The following is an 18,275-nucleotide window of genomic DNA, read 5'->3' as shown; positions in this document are numbered from 1 at the left end:
GTTTGTAGGCCGGGTAAGGCGAAGCCGCCACCCGGCATTGTTCAGAGCACCCACTCGCCCCCTTCAACCCCATTCACCCGCAGCGTACGTTTTTCCCCCACCGGTAACGACACCTTCAGCGCTTTCCACGCCGGACGATAATCGCCGCGCGCGTTAACCTTCAGGTTGATGGTTGCCCCGTCGCACACCATTTCCCACTCCACCCACAGCGCATTACCGTTCTGGTAGCCCCAGCTTTCGCCATCGTCTTCAAACAGCAGGCCAGAGGTGGTGCCGACGCCTTTCACCGGGAAGAGCTTCAGCTCGCGGGTATCGTCTTTCCCGGCGCTCACGTGGGTGATGCGTTCGCTAAGCGGTAGACCGGCACCGGCGCGCACCAGCAGCGGCAGTTTTTCGAGCGGCGCGTTGAGGACGATCCACTGCCCGCCTGAGTACCATTCGTGGGTGTAAAAATCGTACCAGCCGGTGTCGTTCTCCGGCAGCCAGACGCGGCGCTCGCGCTGCCCGGCTTCGACCACGCTGGCGACCAGCAGGTCACGGCCCAGCAGGAAGTCGTCGCACTCTTCAAAGGTCTGCGCATCATGCTCGTGGTCGAGGAAGGTCGGGCGCAACATCGGCTCATCGTCGGCGTGCGCCTGCCAGAGCAGGGTATAGAGGTACGGCAGCAGACGGTAGCGCAGTTCAATGGCGCTACGAATCGCTGGTGTTACGCCCGGATACATCCACGGCTCGTTCACCGTGTGATCATCATTCCATGAATGAATGGTAAAGCGCGGGTGCATCACGCCGTTCTGTACCCAGCGGACAAACAGCTCGGCGTCCGGCTTATCGCCAGAGAAACCGCCGACATCGTGACCGACGTTGAACAGCCCGGACAGGCTCATGCCCAGCCCCATGCGGATGTTATAGCGCAGGGTGTCCCAGTTGGTGCGGTTATCGCCGCTCCAGGTCTGCACGTAGCGCTGCATCCCGGCACAGCCGGAGCGGGAGATCAGGTACGGACGTTTTTCCGGCGCAAAGCGCTGCTGCGCTTCCAGCGAGGCGCGCATCATCAACAGTGGCATCACCGGGCGAATGTGCTTGATGGCGATCTCCTTGCCGAAGCCAAAGCAGCGCGCCTCACCGTCCCACACTTCGTACTCGTTGTTGTCGTTCCAGGTGGAGTCGATCCCCATCTCCAGCAGTTGCGTGGTCACGCCATTCTGCCACCATTGCACCGTCTGCGGGTTGGTAAAGTCGAGGTGTGATCCTTCGTCATCCCAGAAGCTGGAACGTTCTGGAGCATCGGTTTCTGAATCACGAATAAACAGGCCGCTTTCCGCCACTTCGTTATAGCGCGGGTGATCCTGCAGCAGGCACGGCTTGATGTTTGCTGCAAGCCGCAGCCCCGCGTCGTGGAATGCCGCGCTCATCACCTTCGGCTGCGGCACTTTGTCGTAGTTCCAGTTAAAGACGTAGCGCTTGCCGTTAATGGAGGTATAGCCCGACGAGAGCTGGAACGAGTCGCACGGAATGGCGTGCTCTTCGCACAGGCGGATGAAGTTCATCAGCTGATTCTGGGCGTCCGGCGCATCGGTGTAGTGCATAGTCGAGCCGCTGTAGCCCAGGCTCCATTTCGGCCCGAACAGCGTCTTCCCGGTCAGGCGCACAAAGGCTTTGGTGACGTCCAGCACGCGCTTGCCGGTAAAGATGTAGTAATCGATATCGCCCGCTTCCGCCTGCCAGCGGCGATAGGCGGTGTGGTAGTTGTCGATTTCGTTACCCAGATCCAGCCAGCAACTGCTCAGGTTGTCGTAAAACAGGCCGTAGCTCACGTCGTCGCGACGGGCGATAGTGAACGGAATGTGCTTATACAGCGGATCGGTGCTCACTGCGTTATAGCCCATCGCATCGAGGTTACGCATCTCGTAGCGTTTACCGTTGCGCTGCAGATCGCCCGCTTTTTCACCCAGGCCGTAAAAACGCTCGTCCTTACGACGGCTCAGATAGTGCGCCACGCCGTCGCCGTGGGCGTTCAGCAGGTACGCGCTGGTCGGACGGTCATTCACCAGCGGCTGCCACTCGCCCGCGTCATTACGGTAGTGCCACTCCAGCCACAGCGGCTGGTGGACGGTCACGCGCAGCTGTTCGGTTGCCACTGTCAGCACATCGTCCTGCTGCGTCAGCGTCCAGGCGGGGCAGGAGAAGCCGCTCACGTCATCACGATGACGGCCTTCCCACGGTACGTCTTGCTCCGGGGCGATGCTCCAGGTGCGGTCCAGCGCCAGCTCGCCTTTGCGTTTAATCAGCACGCGGAACAGGTTCTCTTCCAGCACATACAGGCACAGGCGGTGCTGGTTATCCACCAGCAGTTCCAGATGGTTTGCCGACTGTGTATCACTGGTCCAGTTTTTCAGGGTTTTCATATGCAATACATCCACTATCAGTTGTGCCTGGCGCGACGTTCAGCAATAAAGGCTACCAGGAAGACAGCGCCAATCAGGTCAAAGAAACCCATGGCAATAAAGAGCGGGTTGAAGCCGATTTTGTCGGCGGTTACACCGATTAACAGAGAGAACAGGAAGCTGGCGATCCACGCCGCCGAGCCGCGCATGCCGTTGACGGTCGCCATCTGGCCTTTATCAAACGATTCCACGACCAGGGCGCTCAACATGCAGGAGATGATCTGGTGCCCGAAACCGCCGATGGAGATCAGCACGATGGTGATATACGGGTCGCGAGTCACTGCTACCACGGCCAGTGAGATCATCAGAAACGCACCGGTCACGGAGCTTGCCACCACGGAATTGACGCGGGTACAGCCGAACCAGCGGGTATACAGACGGGTGAGGTAGCCGCTCGCCACGCTGCCGAGGTCAGCAGCGAGGAAGGGCAGCCAGGCAAACATCGCAATCTGCTTCAGGTCCATGCCGTGCTCTTTGGCAAGGTACAGTGGCACCCAGAAGCTCAGCACCGCCCAGGCCGGTTCCGCCATAAAGGCCGGGATGGCGATACCGTAAAAGCGTTTGTTCTTCGAGACGGTTTTCAGCGCGGTGAGGAAGGGCAGTTTGACCGGGGCAGGTTCGTTGTCCTGCTTGATAAACGCCAGCTCGTCTTTGCTCAGGTTCGGGTGCTGTTCCGGGTTGTGATAGAACGCCCACCACAGGACCACCCACACCAGCGCTAGCACGCCGGTAAACATAAACGCACCCTGCCAGCCAAACGAGGCGTGAGCAAAGTAGATGATAGGCGGGGCCAGCATTGCACCGATGGAGAAGCCTACGCCCGCCCAACCTGCGGCAACAGGACGCTCCGATTTCGGGAACCATTCACCAATGGTTTTGGCGTTCGCCGGGGTTGCGGCGGCTTCAGAGGCACCCATAAAGAAGCGCAGGATCGCCAGGTGCAGCCAGCTTCCGGCCCCCGCGTGGAAGATACACATCAGCGCCCAGATCCCGGCGCAAACCATAAAGCCAATCTTCAGGCCAATGACGTCGATCAGCCATCCGCACAGAGGCTGGAAAATGGTATAGGCAATCTGAAATGCGCCAACGATCCAGGAGTATTGCTCGGTGGTGATCCCGAGGCTCTCTTTCAGCTCCGGCGCAAGAATACCCAGTGAGTTTCGGGTGATGTAGTTAACAGTTACGCCAAGTAAAAACAGCACCAGCACATACCAGCGCAGATTTTTGATGACGCGGCGAGGCTTGCTTGCCGCAACGGTATTATTGATGTCCTGACTCATTTTACTCTCCACAAGACGGACGGTAGGGGATGGATTCAGATGTCACACAGATTTTTAATACATTGATAGTTATCTGTTTTAATGGACCAAGTTGATATACAACTAGTATGGAAGTTGTGTGACAAGTTCACCTTAAGGGAGAAAATGAGCGGGCAATAGTGGATTTTGTGCAAAGTTTCTCATAATGAACGGCCGCCATTTGGCATGATGGCTTTCATGTCAGTTATTTCCTGATGATCACGTCATGAAAATTTTTTCATTTCGTAACCGGAGCCAGATCACAAAATGGACAAAAGGCTAAAAATCGCCGAAATCGCCAGCCGCACGCAGTTGTCTATCAGTACCGTTTCTCGCGTACTGGCGGGGAAGGCTAATACCAGCGAAAAAGCGCGCATTAAAGTGCTGGAGTGCGCGCGGTCGCTGGGCGTGATGGATGGTCTGGCTGCGGGACGCCTGCTGCTCAATGGCCTGGTGGTATTTGCGCCGCAGCGGGCGTTTGATGAGCGGTCCGACATCTTTTACTACCGAGTGATCCAGAGCGTGAGCAAAGGGCTGGCGTCGCATGAGGTGCGATTACGCTATTGTGCGCTGGAAGAGAACGACAGCGACGCGCAACTGTTTCTCGCGCGAATGAACGAGCCAGACACTCAGGCCGCAATTTTGCTGGGTATCGACGATCCGCATATCCACGATCTGGCGGTGGATGTGGGTAAACCCTGCATGCTGATTAACTGCCGTGACCGACATATGCGCCTGCCTGCGGTGGCACCGGATCACCGCGCCATTGGTGAACGGGCGGCGGAATACCTGTTCGAAATGGGGCACCGCGAGGTGATGAATGTGCTTTGCCTGCGGCGTTACACGATGGACCTGCGCCTGTCGGGTGTTCGCGATGCATGGCAATCCCACAATCTGAAGTTCAACGACAAACGCGATCTGCTGGTGGTGCCAAGTTTCAGTGCGAAAGAGACAGAGCAAGCGGTCAGCGAATGGCTTAAACAGCGTCAGGGGAAGGATTTGCCTACGGCATTTTTGGTCGGGGGCGATTTTATGGCGGCAGGGGCGATTAGCGCCCTGCAAAAGTATGGCCTGCGTGTGCCGCAGGACGTGTCGGTGATGAGCATTGACGGCTTTAATCTCGCGGCGATCCAGGATGTACCGTTAACGGCGGTGCACGTTCCGCGTGATGAACTGGGCACCGAAGCCGTGCATATGCTCCAGCAGCGACTGATGCGCCCGGATGCACCAGTAGGGACCCTGCTGCTTAATGGCACGCTGAGCATACGGGAATCAGTCCGGCGGATACGTCAGGGGAAACGACGCACCGCCGTGGAGCGGGAAGGGTTATACGACAGTTAAACCATGCCCAGCGCGCGCTTGCCGTGGATGTTCAGGTCGTTCACGGTAAAGCGGTCCTGCCAGCTTTTTTCGTAGTCTTCACGCGGGAAATCTCCCGGTGATGCACCGGTTTCCAGCGCTTCCTTGACCTTTTTCGCGTAGGCGAGGTTTTTCTCGCACATTGGCGCGGCAGGGATGTACATCACGTTGCCCCAGCCCTGCTGATTTTCAACCGGCGCGACGGAGTGGATCACATCGCAGTGCCACCACACCGAATCGCCTGCCTCCAGCGCCGGAATGCTGGTTAACGCTTCAATTAACAGCGGATGCCATTTTTCGGAAATCGGCAGCACGCGCCCCGGTGCCACGCCGCACAGCTCGTCTTCCGGCACGTCGTCCAGCAGTGGACGCAGCAGAATGTACGCCATCGCTTCCGGGATCGGCACCACGTGCAGCAGGCCCTGGCCGGGGATCATGTCCGACAGCGCCGTCCAGCCCTGGAAGGTACGGAACACGGAGCATTTGGTGGTGTTATCCACGGTATACTCTTCCACTTCGGTACGGTGCGCGGCGTTCCACGGATCGTACTTCTCTACGTTGCCGTCAAACACGCGGGCAAATACCTGCTGATAAGCGGGCAGCAGCCAGCGCTCCAGCGCGCCTGAATCGGTATGCGCGCCGAGTCCTTTCGAGGTGGTTCCCGGTGGACGGCGGCGGATGCGATCCGGGTAAATCACGCTCACGTCCGGGTCGAACCACTGTTTTCCGTTGCTCTCGAATGTCCATAAACGGTTCAGGAACGACTGCACCTGCGCCATCTCTTCACTCTGGCGCGCCTGCATCTGCGCCTGCGACCAGTAGATGGGGTAAATCTCCGGGCGGGAGGCGGTTAAGGTGCCGAAGAAGTTATCGCCCGGTCCTTTGTACACCTCGTCAAACTGGTTGAGATCGAGGTAGTCGAGCATCGACTGATCCCACGCCAGCGCCTGCTCCCGCGGGAAGTGCCCTTTAATCACTGCGCAGCCACGACGTTTTACCGCCTCGCGCTGTGCGTTTGTGATCGTGCCGTTTTTCACATCTGCAAAGGGAATCACCGGCCAGACAGATTCACCCTTATTTTTCAGGGCGTTGATTTCCGCCACGCGGGTGGCGATGTTATCGCTGAGCTTATTGAATACCGCCTGCACGTCACCAATCTGCGCGCGTAGTTCCCGTTTCAACTGACGGATTGCCGCTTTGTGATCCGCTGGCAAGGTTTCACTGGTAAAGGTCATAACTGCCTCGCATCTTTCATTCGAAAGTAAAAGTATCTACAAGTGATACTTTAAGTTAAAAATAAGTTAATGCAAGTTTAAAACCTTGAAGTGCGCCACAGGATGAAGAAAGAGTAAAATGCCGGAGCGGTACTCCGGCAGGAAGGGGATTACGCGTCGAAGGGAGAGTGAGCGTCGAGCACGGCCTGAATGACGTTCAGCGCGCCCTGATGATTGTTGTCGTCGGTGCTGTAGCGGCTAATCTCTTTAATGCTCTCTGCCGCGTTGCCCATCGCGAAGGAGTATTTCACCAGCTTCAGCATCTCGGCGTCGTTGCCGCTGTCGCCAATGCCGACGCACTCCTGCGGGGAGATTTTCCACCGCTTCAGCAGCCTGCTGATACCGTTAGCTTTGTGCAGGCCGGGGATGATCAAATCGACAAAGCCGAAGCCGCTGGTGACGGGCTTCATGATGCCGTCCAGCGAGACGTGCAGTTTGTCGATAAGATTCGGGATATCGCTGTCCGGCAGGTTCAGGGAGAACTTGAACAGCACGTCGTCAATTTCCCGGTAATCACTGATGCGCTTTAAGCGGTGATAGTGCTTCGACATCAACGCCACGAACTGCTCCGGGGCCTGGTCGCTGACGTAGGCGCTCTCCAGCCCGCAGGCTACGAAATTAAGGCCTTTGTCTTTCAGCAGCTCGCCAATGACGATTTGCGACTCATGACGCGTCAACTCGCCGTGGAAAATCTGTTCGCCGTGATCGAAGACCAGCGCGCCGTTTTCCGCCACGAAGGAGATCTGCTCTTTCAGCTCCGGGAAAAAGGAGATGAGCTGGTAATACTGGTTGCCACTGGCGACAACGAATTCAATGTTGCGGGCTTTAAGCTGTTCAAACTGTGCCTGAAAGCGGTCTCGATCGTACTGCTTGGCATCATCAAGAAAAGTTCCGTCCATATCGGTGACGATAACTTTAACGGTCATACTGTGCTCCTGGGTCACTGCGTTTTGAAACATTCTAATAACAAGGTGACGGGGAGCACAAATTTAATTTCATTCGAAAGTAAAAGCAAAACGGCAACCAGGTTGCCGTTTTTAGTGTTTTCTCCCTCTCCCTGTGGGAGAGGGCCGGGGTGAGGGCATCAGCGTATGCCTTTCCCCCTCACCCTAACCCTCTCCCTCAAGGGAGAGGGGATACGCCGTTAGAGCGTATGCTCAGTACGGGCAATAATATCGTCCTGCGCATCCGGCGACAGGGCGGTAAAGAACGCCGAGTAACCTGCCACGCGCACCACCAGGTCACGATACTGGTCAGGATGTTTCTTCGCTTCCAGCAGCGTTTCGCGCGAGACGATGTTGTACTGAATGTGCCAGCCTTTATGCACCTCGAAGAAGGTACGCAGCAGCACCATCAGCTTCTGGCGGTCGCTGTCGTTTTCCAGCGTCGACGGGTTCAGCTTCTGGTTTAACAGCACGCCACCGAGGATCGCTTCGGTTGGCAGTTTACCCACGGAGCCAATCACCGCCGTCGGGCCGAGGTGGTCCGTACCGGAGGCCGGGCTTGCCCCTTCTGCCAGCGGGGTGTGCGCTTTACGTCCGTCCGGCGTGGCCATTGTCGCCGCGCCAAACGGTACGTTTGCAGAGATGGATGACGTTCCGGCGTAGTAGTTACCGCCAATCGGGCCACGGCCGTAACGCGGGTTATGGTACTGTTTCAGCTCCTCGATATACGTTTCATAAGCGCGGGTCAGCAGCATATCCACGCTGTCATCGTCGTTGCCGTACTTCGGTGCGCCGTTGATGAGTCGCTGACGCAGCTGCTCGTGGGTCAGCCCGTCGAAGTCATCCGCCAGCGCGGCGGCCAGCTGCTGCTGACCGATCGTCCCCTGTTCGAACACCAGCTTTTTCACTGCCGCCAGGCTGTTGCCGAGGTTGGCGATCCCCACCTGCAGGCCGGAGACCCAGTCATACTTCGCGCCGCCTTGCTTGATGCTTTTCGCGCGTTCGATGCAGTCGTCCACCAGCGCCGAGCAGAGAATATCGTGCACGTTCTCTTCCAGCATGGTGTCCACTACGTACTCAATCTCGATAGATTTGCGGGTGTAGTAGCGGATCTGGCTATCCCACGCCGCCATCACTTCATCGAAGTTGTCGAAGTTACCGGCAGAAAGCGCTTTCTCCTGCGGCAGGAACACTTTACCGCTGGTGGCATCGCGGCCGCCTTCCAGTGCGGCGAGCATCACGCGGGCAAAGTTAATGAAGCTCATGCCGGTGCAGCGATAGCCCCACTTGCCGCCCACGGCGGTTTCAATACAGCCGATGGCCGCGTAATCGTAAGCGTCGTCTTTCTCCACGCCCAGTTTGATGAATTCAGGAATAACGATTTCGTCGTTGTTAAACGCGGGCATCCCGAAGCCGCAGCGGATCACCTGCACGCAGGCGTCGAGGAAGTCGTTGCTCATGCCCGCGTGGTAACGCACGCTCAGGTTCGGCTGAGTGGAGCGCAGGCGACCGCAGGATTCCAGAATCGCGTAGGAGAGCGGGTTGACCGCATCCATCGGCTCACCGTTGACCAGCTTCTGACCGCCGATGGTGACGTTCTGATACAGCGGGCTACCGGCGGAGGCTTTGGAGTGCGAGCCGGAGCGGATCTTGTTCACCTCCAGCAGCTTCAGCCAGCAGCTGTGCAGCAGTTCAATGGCGTGCTCGCGATCGAGGCTCTGGTTCAGCTCTACGTCGCGGCGGTAGAACGGATAGAGATACTGGTCCATACGGGCAAACGACACGGAGTGGCCGTTGGACTCAATCTGCAGAATGAGCTGGATGAAGTAGCACAGCTGCAGCGCCTGCCAGAAGGTTTTTGGCGGTTCGTGGGCAATCACGTCGCAGTTTTCCGCCATCGCCAGCAGTTCGTCGCGGCGGCTTTCGCGGGTTTCCGCAGACGCCATTTCGCGGGCCAGTGCAGCGAAGCGTTCAATGTGCAGGCTGACGGCTTCCAGCACAATATCAATCGCCTTCAGGAACTGGTCGCCGTGCAGGTCTTCCAGCACGGTCAGGTTGATGCGTGAGCGACGTTCAGCCACTTTGTCACGCAGGCCGTCGAGGCCTTTCTCCAGTACCAGCGGGAAGTTTACCGCCAGGTGCGCATCGCCGGAGGTCATGTTGCCTTCGGCTTTGATAATGCCGGTTTCCAGCAGACCTTTTTGCTCGTCGGTGAACATCCCGTAGCAGCGTTCCTGCACCGTCTGGCCGCGCCACCATGGGCAGATCGTATGCAGAACGCGCTTGTTCTCTTCGCTTACCGCAAAGCCTGCACCCGGACGGTCCGCCAGATCGTCGATCTCTTTCTCAATCCAGGAGACGGTGTATTCCGGGAAGATCGGTGCGGCGCGCACTTCGCTTGCCTGGTTACCGATGATCAGCTCATCGTGTTTGATCCAGATGGTACGCTCAGCCAGGTGATGCGCCAGCGCCAGCGCGCGGCGTACCGGGATCGGTTTGTCCATGTGCTGCTGGTACATTTCGGTGTAGTGCTGCGCGCGTTCAGTACAGACCGGCGGCTTAACAATGTGCACCAGAGCCATTTTGTGCGCTTTAATGCGCTCGCTGAGGGTGTTGAGATTCAGGGTCGTCATAAGTTTATCCTCGTAAGGTCGCGGTTAACCCTTTCTGGCAGGCATATTGCTGCGCGAAGTCCAGCAGCGCAGGGTTATCCAGCGGTTTGTCAGGGGCAGAGTAAGGTTGGCCGAGCAGGGTGTACTTGTTCATGCCCAGCGTGTGATACGGCAGAAAATGAATATCGTGAACGTTGAGTTCATCGGCAGCGAAATTGGTAATGGCGGTAATGGACGCTTCATCGGCGTTAAAGCCCTGAATCAGCGGCACACGGATGGTGATCTGTTTTCCGGCAGCCGCCAGGCGTTTCAGATTATCCAGCACACGTTTTGCCGAACCGTCCGTCCACTGTTTAAACACTTCGCCATCGACGTGCTTCAAATCGGCCAGGAACAGATCGATGTACGGTAATGAGGGTTCGATATAGTGCCACGGTACGTGAAGACAGGTTTCAACGGCGGTATGAATGCCTTGCTCATGGCTGGCCTTAAACAGATCGTGTGCCAGCACCGGGTTCATAAAGGGTTCACCGCCGGAAAGCGTAATGCCGCCGCCACTGCGGTCATAAAAAGGTTTATCGCGTAAAACCGTTGCCATAATATCGGCGAGCTGTTGTTCTTCACCACATACGGTGAGCGCCTGCGTCGGGCAGCAGTTTGCCAGGGCGTCGAGCGTCTCTTCGCTCAGTTTTTCGCGGTGGATGACCAGCCCGTTCAGCGCACGCTCGATAATGTCCGGTGCCGCGTGCTGGCACAGATCGCAACCTTCCAGGCAAAGACGTGCGTCGAACAGCACATCCCGCGTGCGGGAGCGGCTCTCCGGGTTCTGACACCAGCGACAGCCCAGCGAGCAGCCTTTCAGGAACACCACGGTACGAATACCGGGGCCATCGTGGGTGGAATAACGCTGAATATTGAAGATCATTTTTTCGCTCTCAGGTTGCATATGAAGATTAAATTACTTTCGAATGAAAGTTATATTGATGCAGGTCAACTCCTGAGCAGGTTTTGCCGTGATAGGGTAAGTACAGGCTAATTTTGAGGGCGACATCATGGAACTTTATCTCGATACATCCGACGTTGCGGCAGTAAAAAAGCTGGCGCGTATTTTCCCGCTGGCGGGCGTAACCACTAACCCAAGCATCGTGGCGGCAGGTAAAACGCCGCTCGACGTCCTGCTGCCAGAACTGCACGATGCGCTGGGCGGGAAAGGCCGTCTGTTTGCGCAGGTTATGGCAACCACCGCCGAAGGGATGGTGGAGGATGCGCGTAAGCTGCGTGCGATAATTAACGACCTGGTCGTGAAAGTACCGGTGACGGCGGAAGGGCTGGCGGCGATCAAGATGCTGAAAGCTGAAGGCATTCCAACGCTTGGCACCGCGGTGTACGGCGCGGCGCAGGGGATGTTGTCCGCGCTGGCAGGGGCTGAGTATGTCGCGCCTTATGTTAACCGCGTGGATGCACAGGGCGGTGACGGGATACAGACGGTAGTAGAGCTGCAACAGCTGTTGACGCTGCATGCGCCACAGTCAAAAGTGCTGGCCGCGAGCTTTAAAACGCCGCGTCAGGCGCTGGATTGCCTGCTGGCGGGCTGTGAATCTATCACGCTGCCGCTGGACGTGGCGCAGCAGTTTATGACTTCACCGGCCGTGGATGCGGCGATTGTGAAGTTTGAGCAGGACTGGCAGGGGGCGTTTGGACGGTTGTCAATCTGATGCTGTAGCCGGGTGGCGCTAACGCTTACCCGGCCTACGTTCGAGTCGTTGTAGGTCGGGTAAGGCGAAGCCGCCACCCGACTTTTTTACTGACTACAAACCTCACATCCCGGATTACGCATCAGCTTCATCTCGCGGAACTGGCAGGTCATCGCGTCATACATCACGATTTTCCCCGCCGCTGGCGTGCCGTAATGCGCCAGTACCTTGATCGCTTCCATCGCCTGTAACGAGCCAATCACGCCGACTAACGGTGCCATGACACCCGCTTCCACGCAGGTCAGGGCGTTCTCGCCAAACAGACGGCTCAGGCAGCGATAGCACGGCTCGCCCTCGGCGTAAGTAAAGACGCTGATTTGCCCCTCCATGCGGATCGCCGCGCCGGAAACCAGCGGCGTTTTATGAGCAAAACAGCCGGTGTTCAGCTGGTTGCGAATGGTGACGTTATCGGTACAGTCCAGCACCAGATCGTGCTGCGCAATCTGTGCAAACAGCGCCTCGTCATCCAGCAGGGCGTTAATCAGGGTGAACTGAACGTTGGGGTTGATGCGCGTTAACGTCTCGCGCGCAGATCCCACTTTCGGCTGGCCGAGGGTCGCGTCGCTGTGCAGCGTCTGGCGCTGCAGGTTGGACACCGATACGGTATCAAAATCCAGCAGCGTCATCCTGCCCACGCCCGCCGCGGCAAGATATTGCGCGGCAGCGCAGCCCAGACCGCCAAGCCCGACCACCAGCACGCTGGCCGCCTTGAGTGCTTCCTGACCTTCGAAATCAAAACCGCGCAACACAATCTGGCGGTTATAGCGCAGCATCTCCTGGTCGCTCAGTTCCACCGTCATATCAGCCTCCAAACAAGTGGTTAAAGCGCTCCACCTCAACCCATTCACCGGCTTCTACGTTGCCGCGCTCGCGCTCCAGCACGATAAAACAGTTGCCCTGGCTGAAGGAGCTGAAAATGTGCGAACCCTGGTGGCCCGTGGTGCGCACTTCCAGCTCGCCATCGGCGTTGCGCGCCAGAATACCGCGCTGGAAATCGAGACGGCCCGGCGATTTTTTCAGGCGCGTTGCGGCGCGCACGCGCTGGCGTTCCGGCAGCGGGCTGGCGTTGTTGCCTGAAAGTTTCGCCAGCAGCGGCAGCACCAGCTGGTAGAAGGTGAGTGCTGCCGAGACCGGGTTACCCGGCAGGCCGCAGAACCAGCTGTGCGCCAGCTTGCCAAAGGCGAACGGTTTGCCCGGTTTGATGGCGAGCTTCCAGAAAGCGATTTCGCCCAGCTCCTCAAGCATCGTTTTGGTGTAGTCCGCTTCCCCCACGGAGACGCCGCCGGAGCTGATCACCACGTCGGCGGATTTATCCGCTTCAATAAAGGCCGCGCGCAGTTTTTCCGGGTCATCAGGAATAATGCCCAGGTTAATCACTTCGCAGCCCAGTTGTTCGAGCATCAGGTGAACCGCCAGACGATTGGTGTCGTAAATCTGGCCGTCCTGTAGCGGCTGGCCCGGCAGTTGCAGTTCGTCACCGGTGGAAAAGACCGCCACGCGCACCTTGCGGATGACGTCGATTTCAGCGATACCAAGCGACGCCAGCACCGGCAGCTCGGCCACCGTCAGCTTCTGTCCGGCGGCAAACACCGTTGCGCCGAGAGTAATGTCTTCGCCCGCGCGGCGGATGTTCTGGCCCGCGTTGACGCTGGCGGTAAAACGCACACCGTTGTCAGTCTGTTCGGTCTCTTCCTGCATCACCACGGCATCGCAGCCTGCCGGAACCGGCGCGCCGGTCATGATGCGCACGCAGGTGCCTGCCGGCCATTCGCCGTGAAACGGCTGTCCGGCAAACGCTTTACCCGCTACAGGCAGCGCCTGACCCGTCTGGATATCTGCCAGGCGCACTGCATAACCGTCCATCGCCGAGTTATCGAACCCTGGCACATTAAGCGGGGAGACGATATCGCGTGCGGCGATGCGACCAAAACAACGCGCTAACGGCAGCGTCTCGTGGTCCTGCAGCGGGGAAATGCGGTCGAGCATCTGCGTGAGTGCCGTCTCAAGCGGCATCAGTCCGGCGGTAAAATCCATGGGGGCTCCTGCGGAGTAACAACGAAAGCGTCCATTATGGCAGAAAAGTGCGGCTAACTGTATGACCCGATAGGCGTACGCTTTACATCACAGTTGCGTCTTTCTATATTCAAAAATCATCTGAAGTTTCATCGACGATAATGATATTTATAGAAAAAGCCGTAAGTCTGGCTGACGGGTGATGCGAAATGGTTAATGCGGTAATCGCAATTCATGGTGGTGCCGGGGCAATCACCCGTGCGCAGCTCAGCCCTGAGCAGGAGAAGCGCTACATTGACGCGCTGTATGCCATTGTGGAAACAGGCCAGCGGATGCTGGAGGCGGGCGAAAGCGCGCTGGACGTGGTCACCGAGGCGGTACGCCTGCTGGAAGAGTGTCCGTTATTTAATGCGGGGATCGGCTCGGTTTTTACCCGCGATGAAACGCACGAGATGGATGCCTGCGTGATGGACGGTATTACCCTTAACGCGGGAGCCGTCGCAGGCGTAAGCCATCTGCGTAATCCTGTGCTGGCGGCGCGTCTGGTGATGGAGCAGAGCCCGCACGTACTGCTGACGGGGGCGGGCGCAGAAGCATTTGCCTGTCAGCATGGTATGGAATCCGTTTCACCCGATACGTTTTCGACACCGGAGCGTTACCAGCAACTGCTGGAAGCGCGTTCGGCGGGCGTTGCGCAGCTTGATCACGCCGCGCCGCTGGATGAGCGCAGCAAAATGGGCACGGTAGGGGCGGTGGCGCTCGATAAAGCGGGTAACCTTGCTGCTGCGACTTCGACGGGCGGTATGACCAACAAATTGCCGGGACGCGTTGGAGACAGCCCGCTACCGGGGGCCGGATGTTATGCCAATAATGCCACCGCTGCGGTGTCATGTACCGGTACGGGTGAAGTGTTTATCCGCGCGCTGGCCGCGTATGACATTACCGCACTGATGGATTACGGCGGGCTCAGTCTGGCCGAGGCCTGTGAACGCGTGGTGATGGAAAAATTACCCGCGCTGGGCGGCGTCGGCGGGCTAATTGCCGTCGACCGCGAGGGCAACGTGGCCTTGCCGTTCAACAGTGAAGGCATGTACCGCGCGTGGGGTTATGCCGGTGATGAGCCCAGTACGGGGATCTATCGTGAATAAGGGGCAAAATGTGCCGCACAGTGAAGAGCTGGACAGCCGGGAAGTGCTGGCGGTCCATCAACTGAATATTGCGTTTCAGGAAGAGCGGCAGTTCGTTCCCGCAGTACAGAATTTATCGTTTTCGCTCAATCGCGGCGAAACGCTGGCGATTGTCGGTGAGTCTGGATCGGGTAAATCAGTCACTGCGCTGTCTCTGATGCGCCTGCTCGAACAGACCGGTGGACAGGTGACGTGCGGCAAAATACTGCTGCGCCGCCGTAACCGTCAGGTGATTGATATCGGCGAAATGAGCGCCTCGCAGATGCAGAGCGTGCGCGGGGCAGATATCGCGATGATCTTTCAGGAACCGATGACGTCGCTGAACCCGGTCTTTCCGGTGGGTGAGCAGATCGCGGAGTCGATCCGCCTGCACCAGGGGCTGAGCGGCGATGAGGCGCTCAACGAAGCCAGACGAATGCTGGAGCTGGTGCGTATTCCGGAGGCGCAGTCGATTTTAGCGCGCTATCCGCATCAGCTTTCCGGCGGCATGCGTCAGCGCGTGATGATTGCGATGGCGCTTTCGTGCCGTCCGGCAGTGCTGATCGCCGATGAACCAACCACGGCGCTGGACGTGACGATTCAGGCGCAGATCCTGCAGCTGATCAAAGTTCTGCAGCAGGAGATGGAGATGGGGGTGATCTTTATCACCCATGATATGGGCGTGGTGGCGGATATCGCCGATCGCGTACTGGTAATGCACCAGGGGAACGCCGTGGAGACGGGCAGCGTTGAGCAAATTTTCCATGCCCCGGTTCACCCCTACACCAAAGCGCTGCTGGCGGCGGTTCCGCGTCTTGGTGCGATGAACGGCAGTGATTTACCGCGACGTTTTCCGCTGACTGCGCAGGAAGCTGAAACCGAACAGGATACCGTGGTGCCGGGCAAGCCGATTCTGGAAGTGCGCGATCTGGTCACCCGTTTTCCCCTGCGCAGTGGGATTTTGAATCGTGTGAAGCGCGAAGTGCATGCGGTGGAAAACGTCAGTTTTGATTTATGGCCTGGCGAAACGCTGGCGCTGGTGGGGGAGTCAGGCTGTGGAAAATCCACCACCGGACGGGCGTTACTCAGGCTGGTGGAGTCTCAGGAGGGGAGCATCACCTTTAACGGTGAGCGTATTGATACCCTGCCGGAGAGCAAGCTGCAGGCGGTGCGCCGGGATATTCAGTTTATTTTCCAGGACCCGTATGCGTCCCTCGATCCGCGCCACACGGTGGGGTACTCGATCATGGAGCCGCTGCGGGTGCACAACCTGCTCGACGGCGAGGCGGCACAGCGTCGTGTTGCCTGGCTGCTGGAGCGCGTGGGGTTGAAGCCGGAACACGCCTGGCGCTATCCGCACGAGTTTTCTGGCGGACAACGGCAGCGTATTTGCATTGCGCGCGCGCTGGCGCTGAACCCGAAAGTGGTGATAGCGGATGAGTCCGTTTCGGCGCTGGATGTCTCTATCCGGGCGCAGATCATTAATTTATTGCTCGATTTACAGCGAGATATGGGGATCGCATTCCTGTTTATCTCGCACGATATGGCGGTTGTGGAACGCATTAGCCATCGCGTGGCGGTGATGTACATGGGGCAGATTGTAGAAATTGGCCCCCGGCGGGCGGTGTTTGAAAACCCGCAGCACCCGTATACCCGTAAGCTGATGGCCGCCGTACCGGTCGCCGATCCGGCGCATCGTCACGCCCAGCGCGTATTGTTGCAGGATGAAATGCCGAGCAATATTCGTAAGCGGGGCGAAAGCATGGAGCGTGTGACGTTGCGTGAGGTCGGCCCTGGTCATTTTGTCGCACCACCGCGCCAGGACAATGCATTCTCGCGGTTATAACTTACAACAGGCAGGAGAACACAATGGTTAAATTTGTTGCTCGTACATGGCTGTTAGCCGCGAGCGTGACGGCAGCCCTGGCCGCAGCCCCCGCGTTCGCTGCCAAAGATGTGGTTGTGGCGGTTGGGTCTAATTTCACCACGCTGGACCCGTATGACGCGAACGACACGTTGTCGCAGGCGGTAGCAAAATCGTTCTACCAGGGGCTTTTTGGCCTGGATAAAGAGATGAAGCTGAAAAACGTGCTGGCGGAAAGCTATACCGTTTCGGACGACGGGCTGGTCTATACCATCAAACTTCGAACCGGCGTGAAGTTCCAGGACGGCACCGACTTTAACGCGGAAGCGGTGAAGGCGAACCTTGACCGTGCCAGCAACCCGGAAAACAGCCTCAAGCGTTATAATCTCTATAAAAATATCGCCAGCACTGAAGCCGTAGACCCGGCGACCGTGAAGATCACTCTGAAAGAGCCATTCTCGGCGTTTATTAATATTCTCGCGCACCCGGCCACGGCGATGATCTCCCCGGCCGCGCTGAAAAAATACGGCAAAGAGATCGGCTTCCATCCGGTCGGGACCGGCCCGTATGAGCTGCTCACCTGGAACCAGACTGATTTTGTGAAGGTGAAGAAATTCGCCGGTTACTGGCAGAAGGGCCTGCCGAAGCTGGACACCATCACCTGGCGTCCGGTCGTTGATAACAACACCCGTGCGGCGATGTTGCAAACCGGCGAAGCGCAGTTTGCCTTCCCGATCCCTTATGAGCAGGCGGCGCTGCTGTCGAAAAACAGCAAGCTGGAGCTGGTCGCCAGCCCGTCCATCATGCAGCGCTATATCAGTATGAACGTCACGCAAAAACCGTTTGATAACCCTAAAGTGCGTGAAGCCATCAACTATGCGATCAACCGTCAGGCACTGGTGAAGGTAGCTTTTGCGGGCTACGCAACGCCCGCGACCGGGGTTCTGCCGCCAGCGATTCAATACTCGCAGCGTTATCAGCCGTGGCCTTACGATCCGGCCAAAGCGCGTGAACTGCTGAAAGAGGCGGGTTTCCCGAACGGATTTAGCACCACGCTCTGGTCGTCGCATAATCACAGCACCGCCCAGAAGGTGCTGCAGTTCACCCAGCAGCAGCTGGCGCAGGTAGGGATTAAAGCGCAGGTGACGGCTATGGATGCCGGACAGCGTGCCGCCGAAGTTGAAGGCAAAGGGCAGAAAGAGAGCGGCGTGCGGATGTTCTATACCGGCTGGACGGCATCAACCGGTGAAGCGGACTGGGCGCTGTCGCCGCTGTTTGCGTCCCAGAACTGGCCGCCAACGCTGTTCAACACCGCCTTTTACAGCAACCCGCAGGTGGATAAAGCACTGGCCGATGCGCTGAAAACGACGAAGCCTGAAGAGAAAGCGCGCCTGTATAAAGAGGCGCAGGATATCATCTGGAAAGAGTCGCCGTGGGTGCCGCTGGTGGTGGAGAAGCTGGTGTCGGCGCATAACAAAGCGCTGACCGGGTTCTATATCATGCCGGACACGGGCTTCAGCTTCGATGACGCGGATTTAAAATAAAAC

The 18,275-nt window shown here is 58.0% G+C and carries 13 protein-coding genes; 5 read left to right on the top strand and 8 right to left on the bottom strand.

Features of this window, described 5'->3' with window-relative positions; translation table 11 throughout:
* Positions 1 to 41 precede the first annotated feature (41 nt).
* On the bottom strand, positions 42 to 2,405 hold the full coding sequence (locus tag ABGB15_RS14185; RefSeq protein WP_369064197.1) for a TIM-barrel domain-containing protein: 2,364 nt from the start codon (positions 2,403 to 2,405) through the stop codon (positions 42 to 44).
* A 17-nt stretch (positions 2,406 to 2,422) separates the two neighbouring features.
* Positions 2,423 to 3,724 carry an MFS transporter gene (locus tag ABGB15_RS14180; protein ID WP_152083983.1) on the bottom strand — a complete coding sequence of 434 codons (1,302 nt, stop codon included), beginning with the start codon at positions 3,722 to 3,724 and terminating at the stop codon, positions 2,423 to 2,425.
* Between the two features lie 285 nt (positions 3,725 to 4,009).
* Here ABGB15_RS14180 and ABGB15_RS14175 point away from each other — a divergent pair, with 285 nt between their 5' ends.
* Entirely contained in the window at positions 4,010 to 5,083 is a 1,074-nt protein-coding gene (locus ABGB15_RS14175) for a LacI family DNA-binding transcriptional regulator (protein WP_215723422.1), read from the top strand.
* On the opposite strand, the gene ABGB15_RS14170 is transcribed toward ABGB15_RS14175, so the two are convergent.
* From ABGB15_RS14170 to ABGB15_RS14155, 4 genes are all read right to left on the bottom strand, one after another.
* Positions 5,080 to 6,336, bottom strand: coding sequence for a DUF1479 domain-containing protein (locus tag ABGB15_RS14170; protein WP_215723423.1), 1,257 nt, complete (start codon positions 6,334 to 6,336; stop codon positions 5,080 to 5,082). The two genes, ABGB15_RS14175 and ABGB15_RS14170, sit on opposite strands and share 4 nt — an antisense overlap.
* Positions 6,337 to 6,485: 149 nt before the next feature.
* On the bottom strand, positions 6,486 to 7,301 hold the full coding sequence (locus tag ABGB15_RS14165) for a Cof-type HAD-IIB family hydrolase (RefSeq protein WP_152083986.1): 816 nt from the start codon (positions 7,299 to 7,301) through the stop codon (positions 6,486 to 6,488).
* 218 nt (positions 7,302 to 7,519) lie between these two features.
* Complete coding sequence (locus ABGB15_RS14160) at positions 7,520 to 9,952, bottom strand: formate C-acetyltransferase/glycerol dehydratase family glycyl radical enzyme (RefSeq protein ID WP_369064196.1); 2,433 nt, start codon at positions 9,950 to 9,952, stop codon at positions 7,520 to 7,522.
* Positions 9,953 to 9,956: 4 nt separating this feature from the next.
* Positions 9,957 to 10,856, bottom strand: coding sequence for a glycyl-radical enzyme activating protein (locus ABGB15_RS14155; protein WP_215723425.1), 900 nt, complete (start codon positions 10,854 to 10,856; stop codon positions 9,957 to 9,959).
* A gap of 127 nt (positions 10,857 to 10,983) precedes the next feature.
* On the opposite strand from ABGB15_RS14155, the gene fsa reads away from it, so the two are divergent.
* The gene (fsa, locus tag ABGB15_RS14150; protein ID WP_215723426.1) at positions 10,984 to 11,646 is read left to right on the top strand and encodes a fructose-6-phosphate aldolase; all 663 of its coding nucleotides are present in this window, start codon (positions 10,984 to 10,986) and stop codon (positions 11,644 to 11,646) included.
* 86 nt (positions 11,647 to 11,732) lie between these two features.
* On the opposite strand, the gene moeB is transcribed toward fsa, so the two are convergent.
* On the bottom strand, positions 11,733 to 12,485 hold the full coding sequence (gene moeB, locus ABGB15_RS14145) for a molybdopterin-synthase adenylyltransferase MoeB (protein WP_215723427.1): 753 nt from the start codon (positions 12,483 to 12,485) through the stop codon (positions 11,733 to 11,735).
* Between the two features lies 1 nt (position 12,486).
* The gene (gene moeA / locus ABGB15_RS14140; protein ID WP_215723428.1) at positions 12,487 to 13,719 is read right to left on the bottom strand and encodes a molybdopterin molybdotransferase MoeA; all 1,233 of its coding nucleotides are present in this window, start codon (positions 13,717 to 13,719) and stop codon (positions 12,487 to 12,489) included.
* A 188-nt stretch (positions 13,720 to 13,907) separates the two neighbouring features.
* Between moeA and iaaA the strand changes: the two genes are divergently transcribed.
* From iaaA to gsiB, 3 genes are read left to right on the top strand one after another with little or no spacing between them, the layout of a single operon-like run.
* The gene (gene iaaA, locus ABGB15_RS14135) at positions 13,908 to 14,846 is read left to right on the top strand and encodes a beta-aspartyl-peptidase (RefSeq protein WP_215723429.1); all 939 of its coding nucleotides are present in this window, start codon (positions 13,908 to 13,910) and stop codon (positions 14,844 to 14,846) included.
* A 10-nt stretch (positions 14,847 to 14,856) separates the two neighbouring features.
* Positions 14,857 to 16,710: a glutathione ABC transporter ATP-binding protein GsiA gene (gene gsiA / locus ABGB15_RS14130; RefSeq protein WP_215723474.1), complete on the top strand. Its 1,854-nt coding sequence runs from the start codon at positions 14,857 to 14,859 to the stop codon at positions 16,708 to 16,710.
* 23 nt (positions 16,711 to 16,733) lie between these two features.
* Entirely contained in the window at positions 16,734 to 18,272 is a 1,539-nt protein-coding gene (gene gsiB / locus ABGB15_RS14125) for a glutathione ABC transporter substrate-binding protein GsiB (RefSeq protein ID WP_152083993.1), read from the top strand.
* Positions 18,273 to 18,275: the final 3 nt, after the last annotated feature.

This window comes from Enterobacter sp. MALB-1 (genome assembly GCF_041021625.1).
Lineage (GTDB): Bacteria > Pseudomonadota > Gammaproteobacteria > Enterobacterales > Enterobacteriaceae > Enterobacter > Enterobacter oligotrophicus.
This window is presented reverse-complemented; position numbering and strand designations above follow the sequence as displayed.

Coding starts and splice junctions, on each gene's coding strand:
- ABGB15_RS14185 (WP_369064197.1), bottom strand. CDS start 2,405: ATGAAAACCCTGAAAAACTGGACCAGTGATACACAGTCGGCAAACCAT.
- moeB (WP_215723427.1), bottom strand. CDS start 12,485: ATGACGGTGGAACTGAGCGACCAGGAGATGCTGCGCTATAACCGCCAG.
- ABGB15_RS14160 (WP_369064196.1), bottom strand. CDS start 9,952: ATGACGACCCTGAATCTCAACACCCTCAGCGAGCGCATTAAAGCGCAC.
- ABGB15_RS14180 (WP_152083983.1), bottom strand. CDS start 3,724: ATGAGTCAGGACATCAATAATACCGTTGCGGCAAGCAAGCCTCGCCGC.
- ABGB15_RS14175 (WP_215723422.1), top strand. CDS start 4,010: ATGGACAAAAGGCTAAAAATCGCCGAAATCGCCAGCCGCACGCAGTTG.
- ABGB15_RS14155 (WP_215723425.1), bottom strand. CDS start 10,856: ATGATCTTCAATATTCAGCGTTATTCCACCCACGATGGCCCCGGTATT.
- ABGB15_RS14165 (WP_152083986.1), bottom strand. CDS start 7,301: ATGACCGTTAAAGTTATCGTCACCGATATGGACGGAACTTTTCTTGAT.
- iaaA (WP_215723429.1), top strand. CDS start 13,908: ATGGTTAATGCGGTAATCGCAATTCATGGTGGTGCCGGGGCAATCACC.
- gsiB (WP_152083993.1), top strand. CDS start 16,734: ATGGTTAAATTTGTTGCTCGTACATGGCTGTTAGCCGCGAGCGTGACG.
- ABGB15_RS14170 (WP_215723423.1), bottom strand. CDS start 6,336: ATGACCTTTACCAGTGAAACCTTGCCAGCGGATCACAAAGCGGCAATC.
- moeA (WP_215723428.1), bottom strand. CDS start 13,719: ATGGATTTTACCGCCGGACTGATGCCGCTTGAGACGGCACTCACGCAG.
- fsa (WP_215723426.1), top strand. CDS start 10,984: ATGGAACTTTATCTCGATACATCCGACGTTGCGGCAGTAAAAAAGCTG.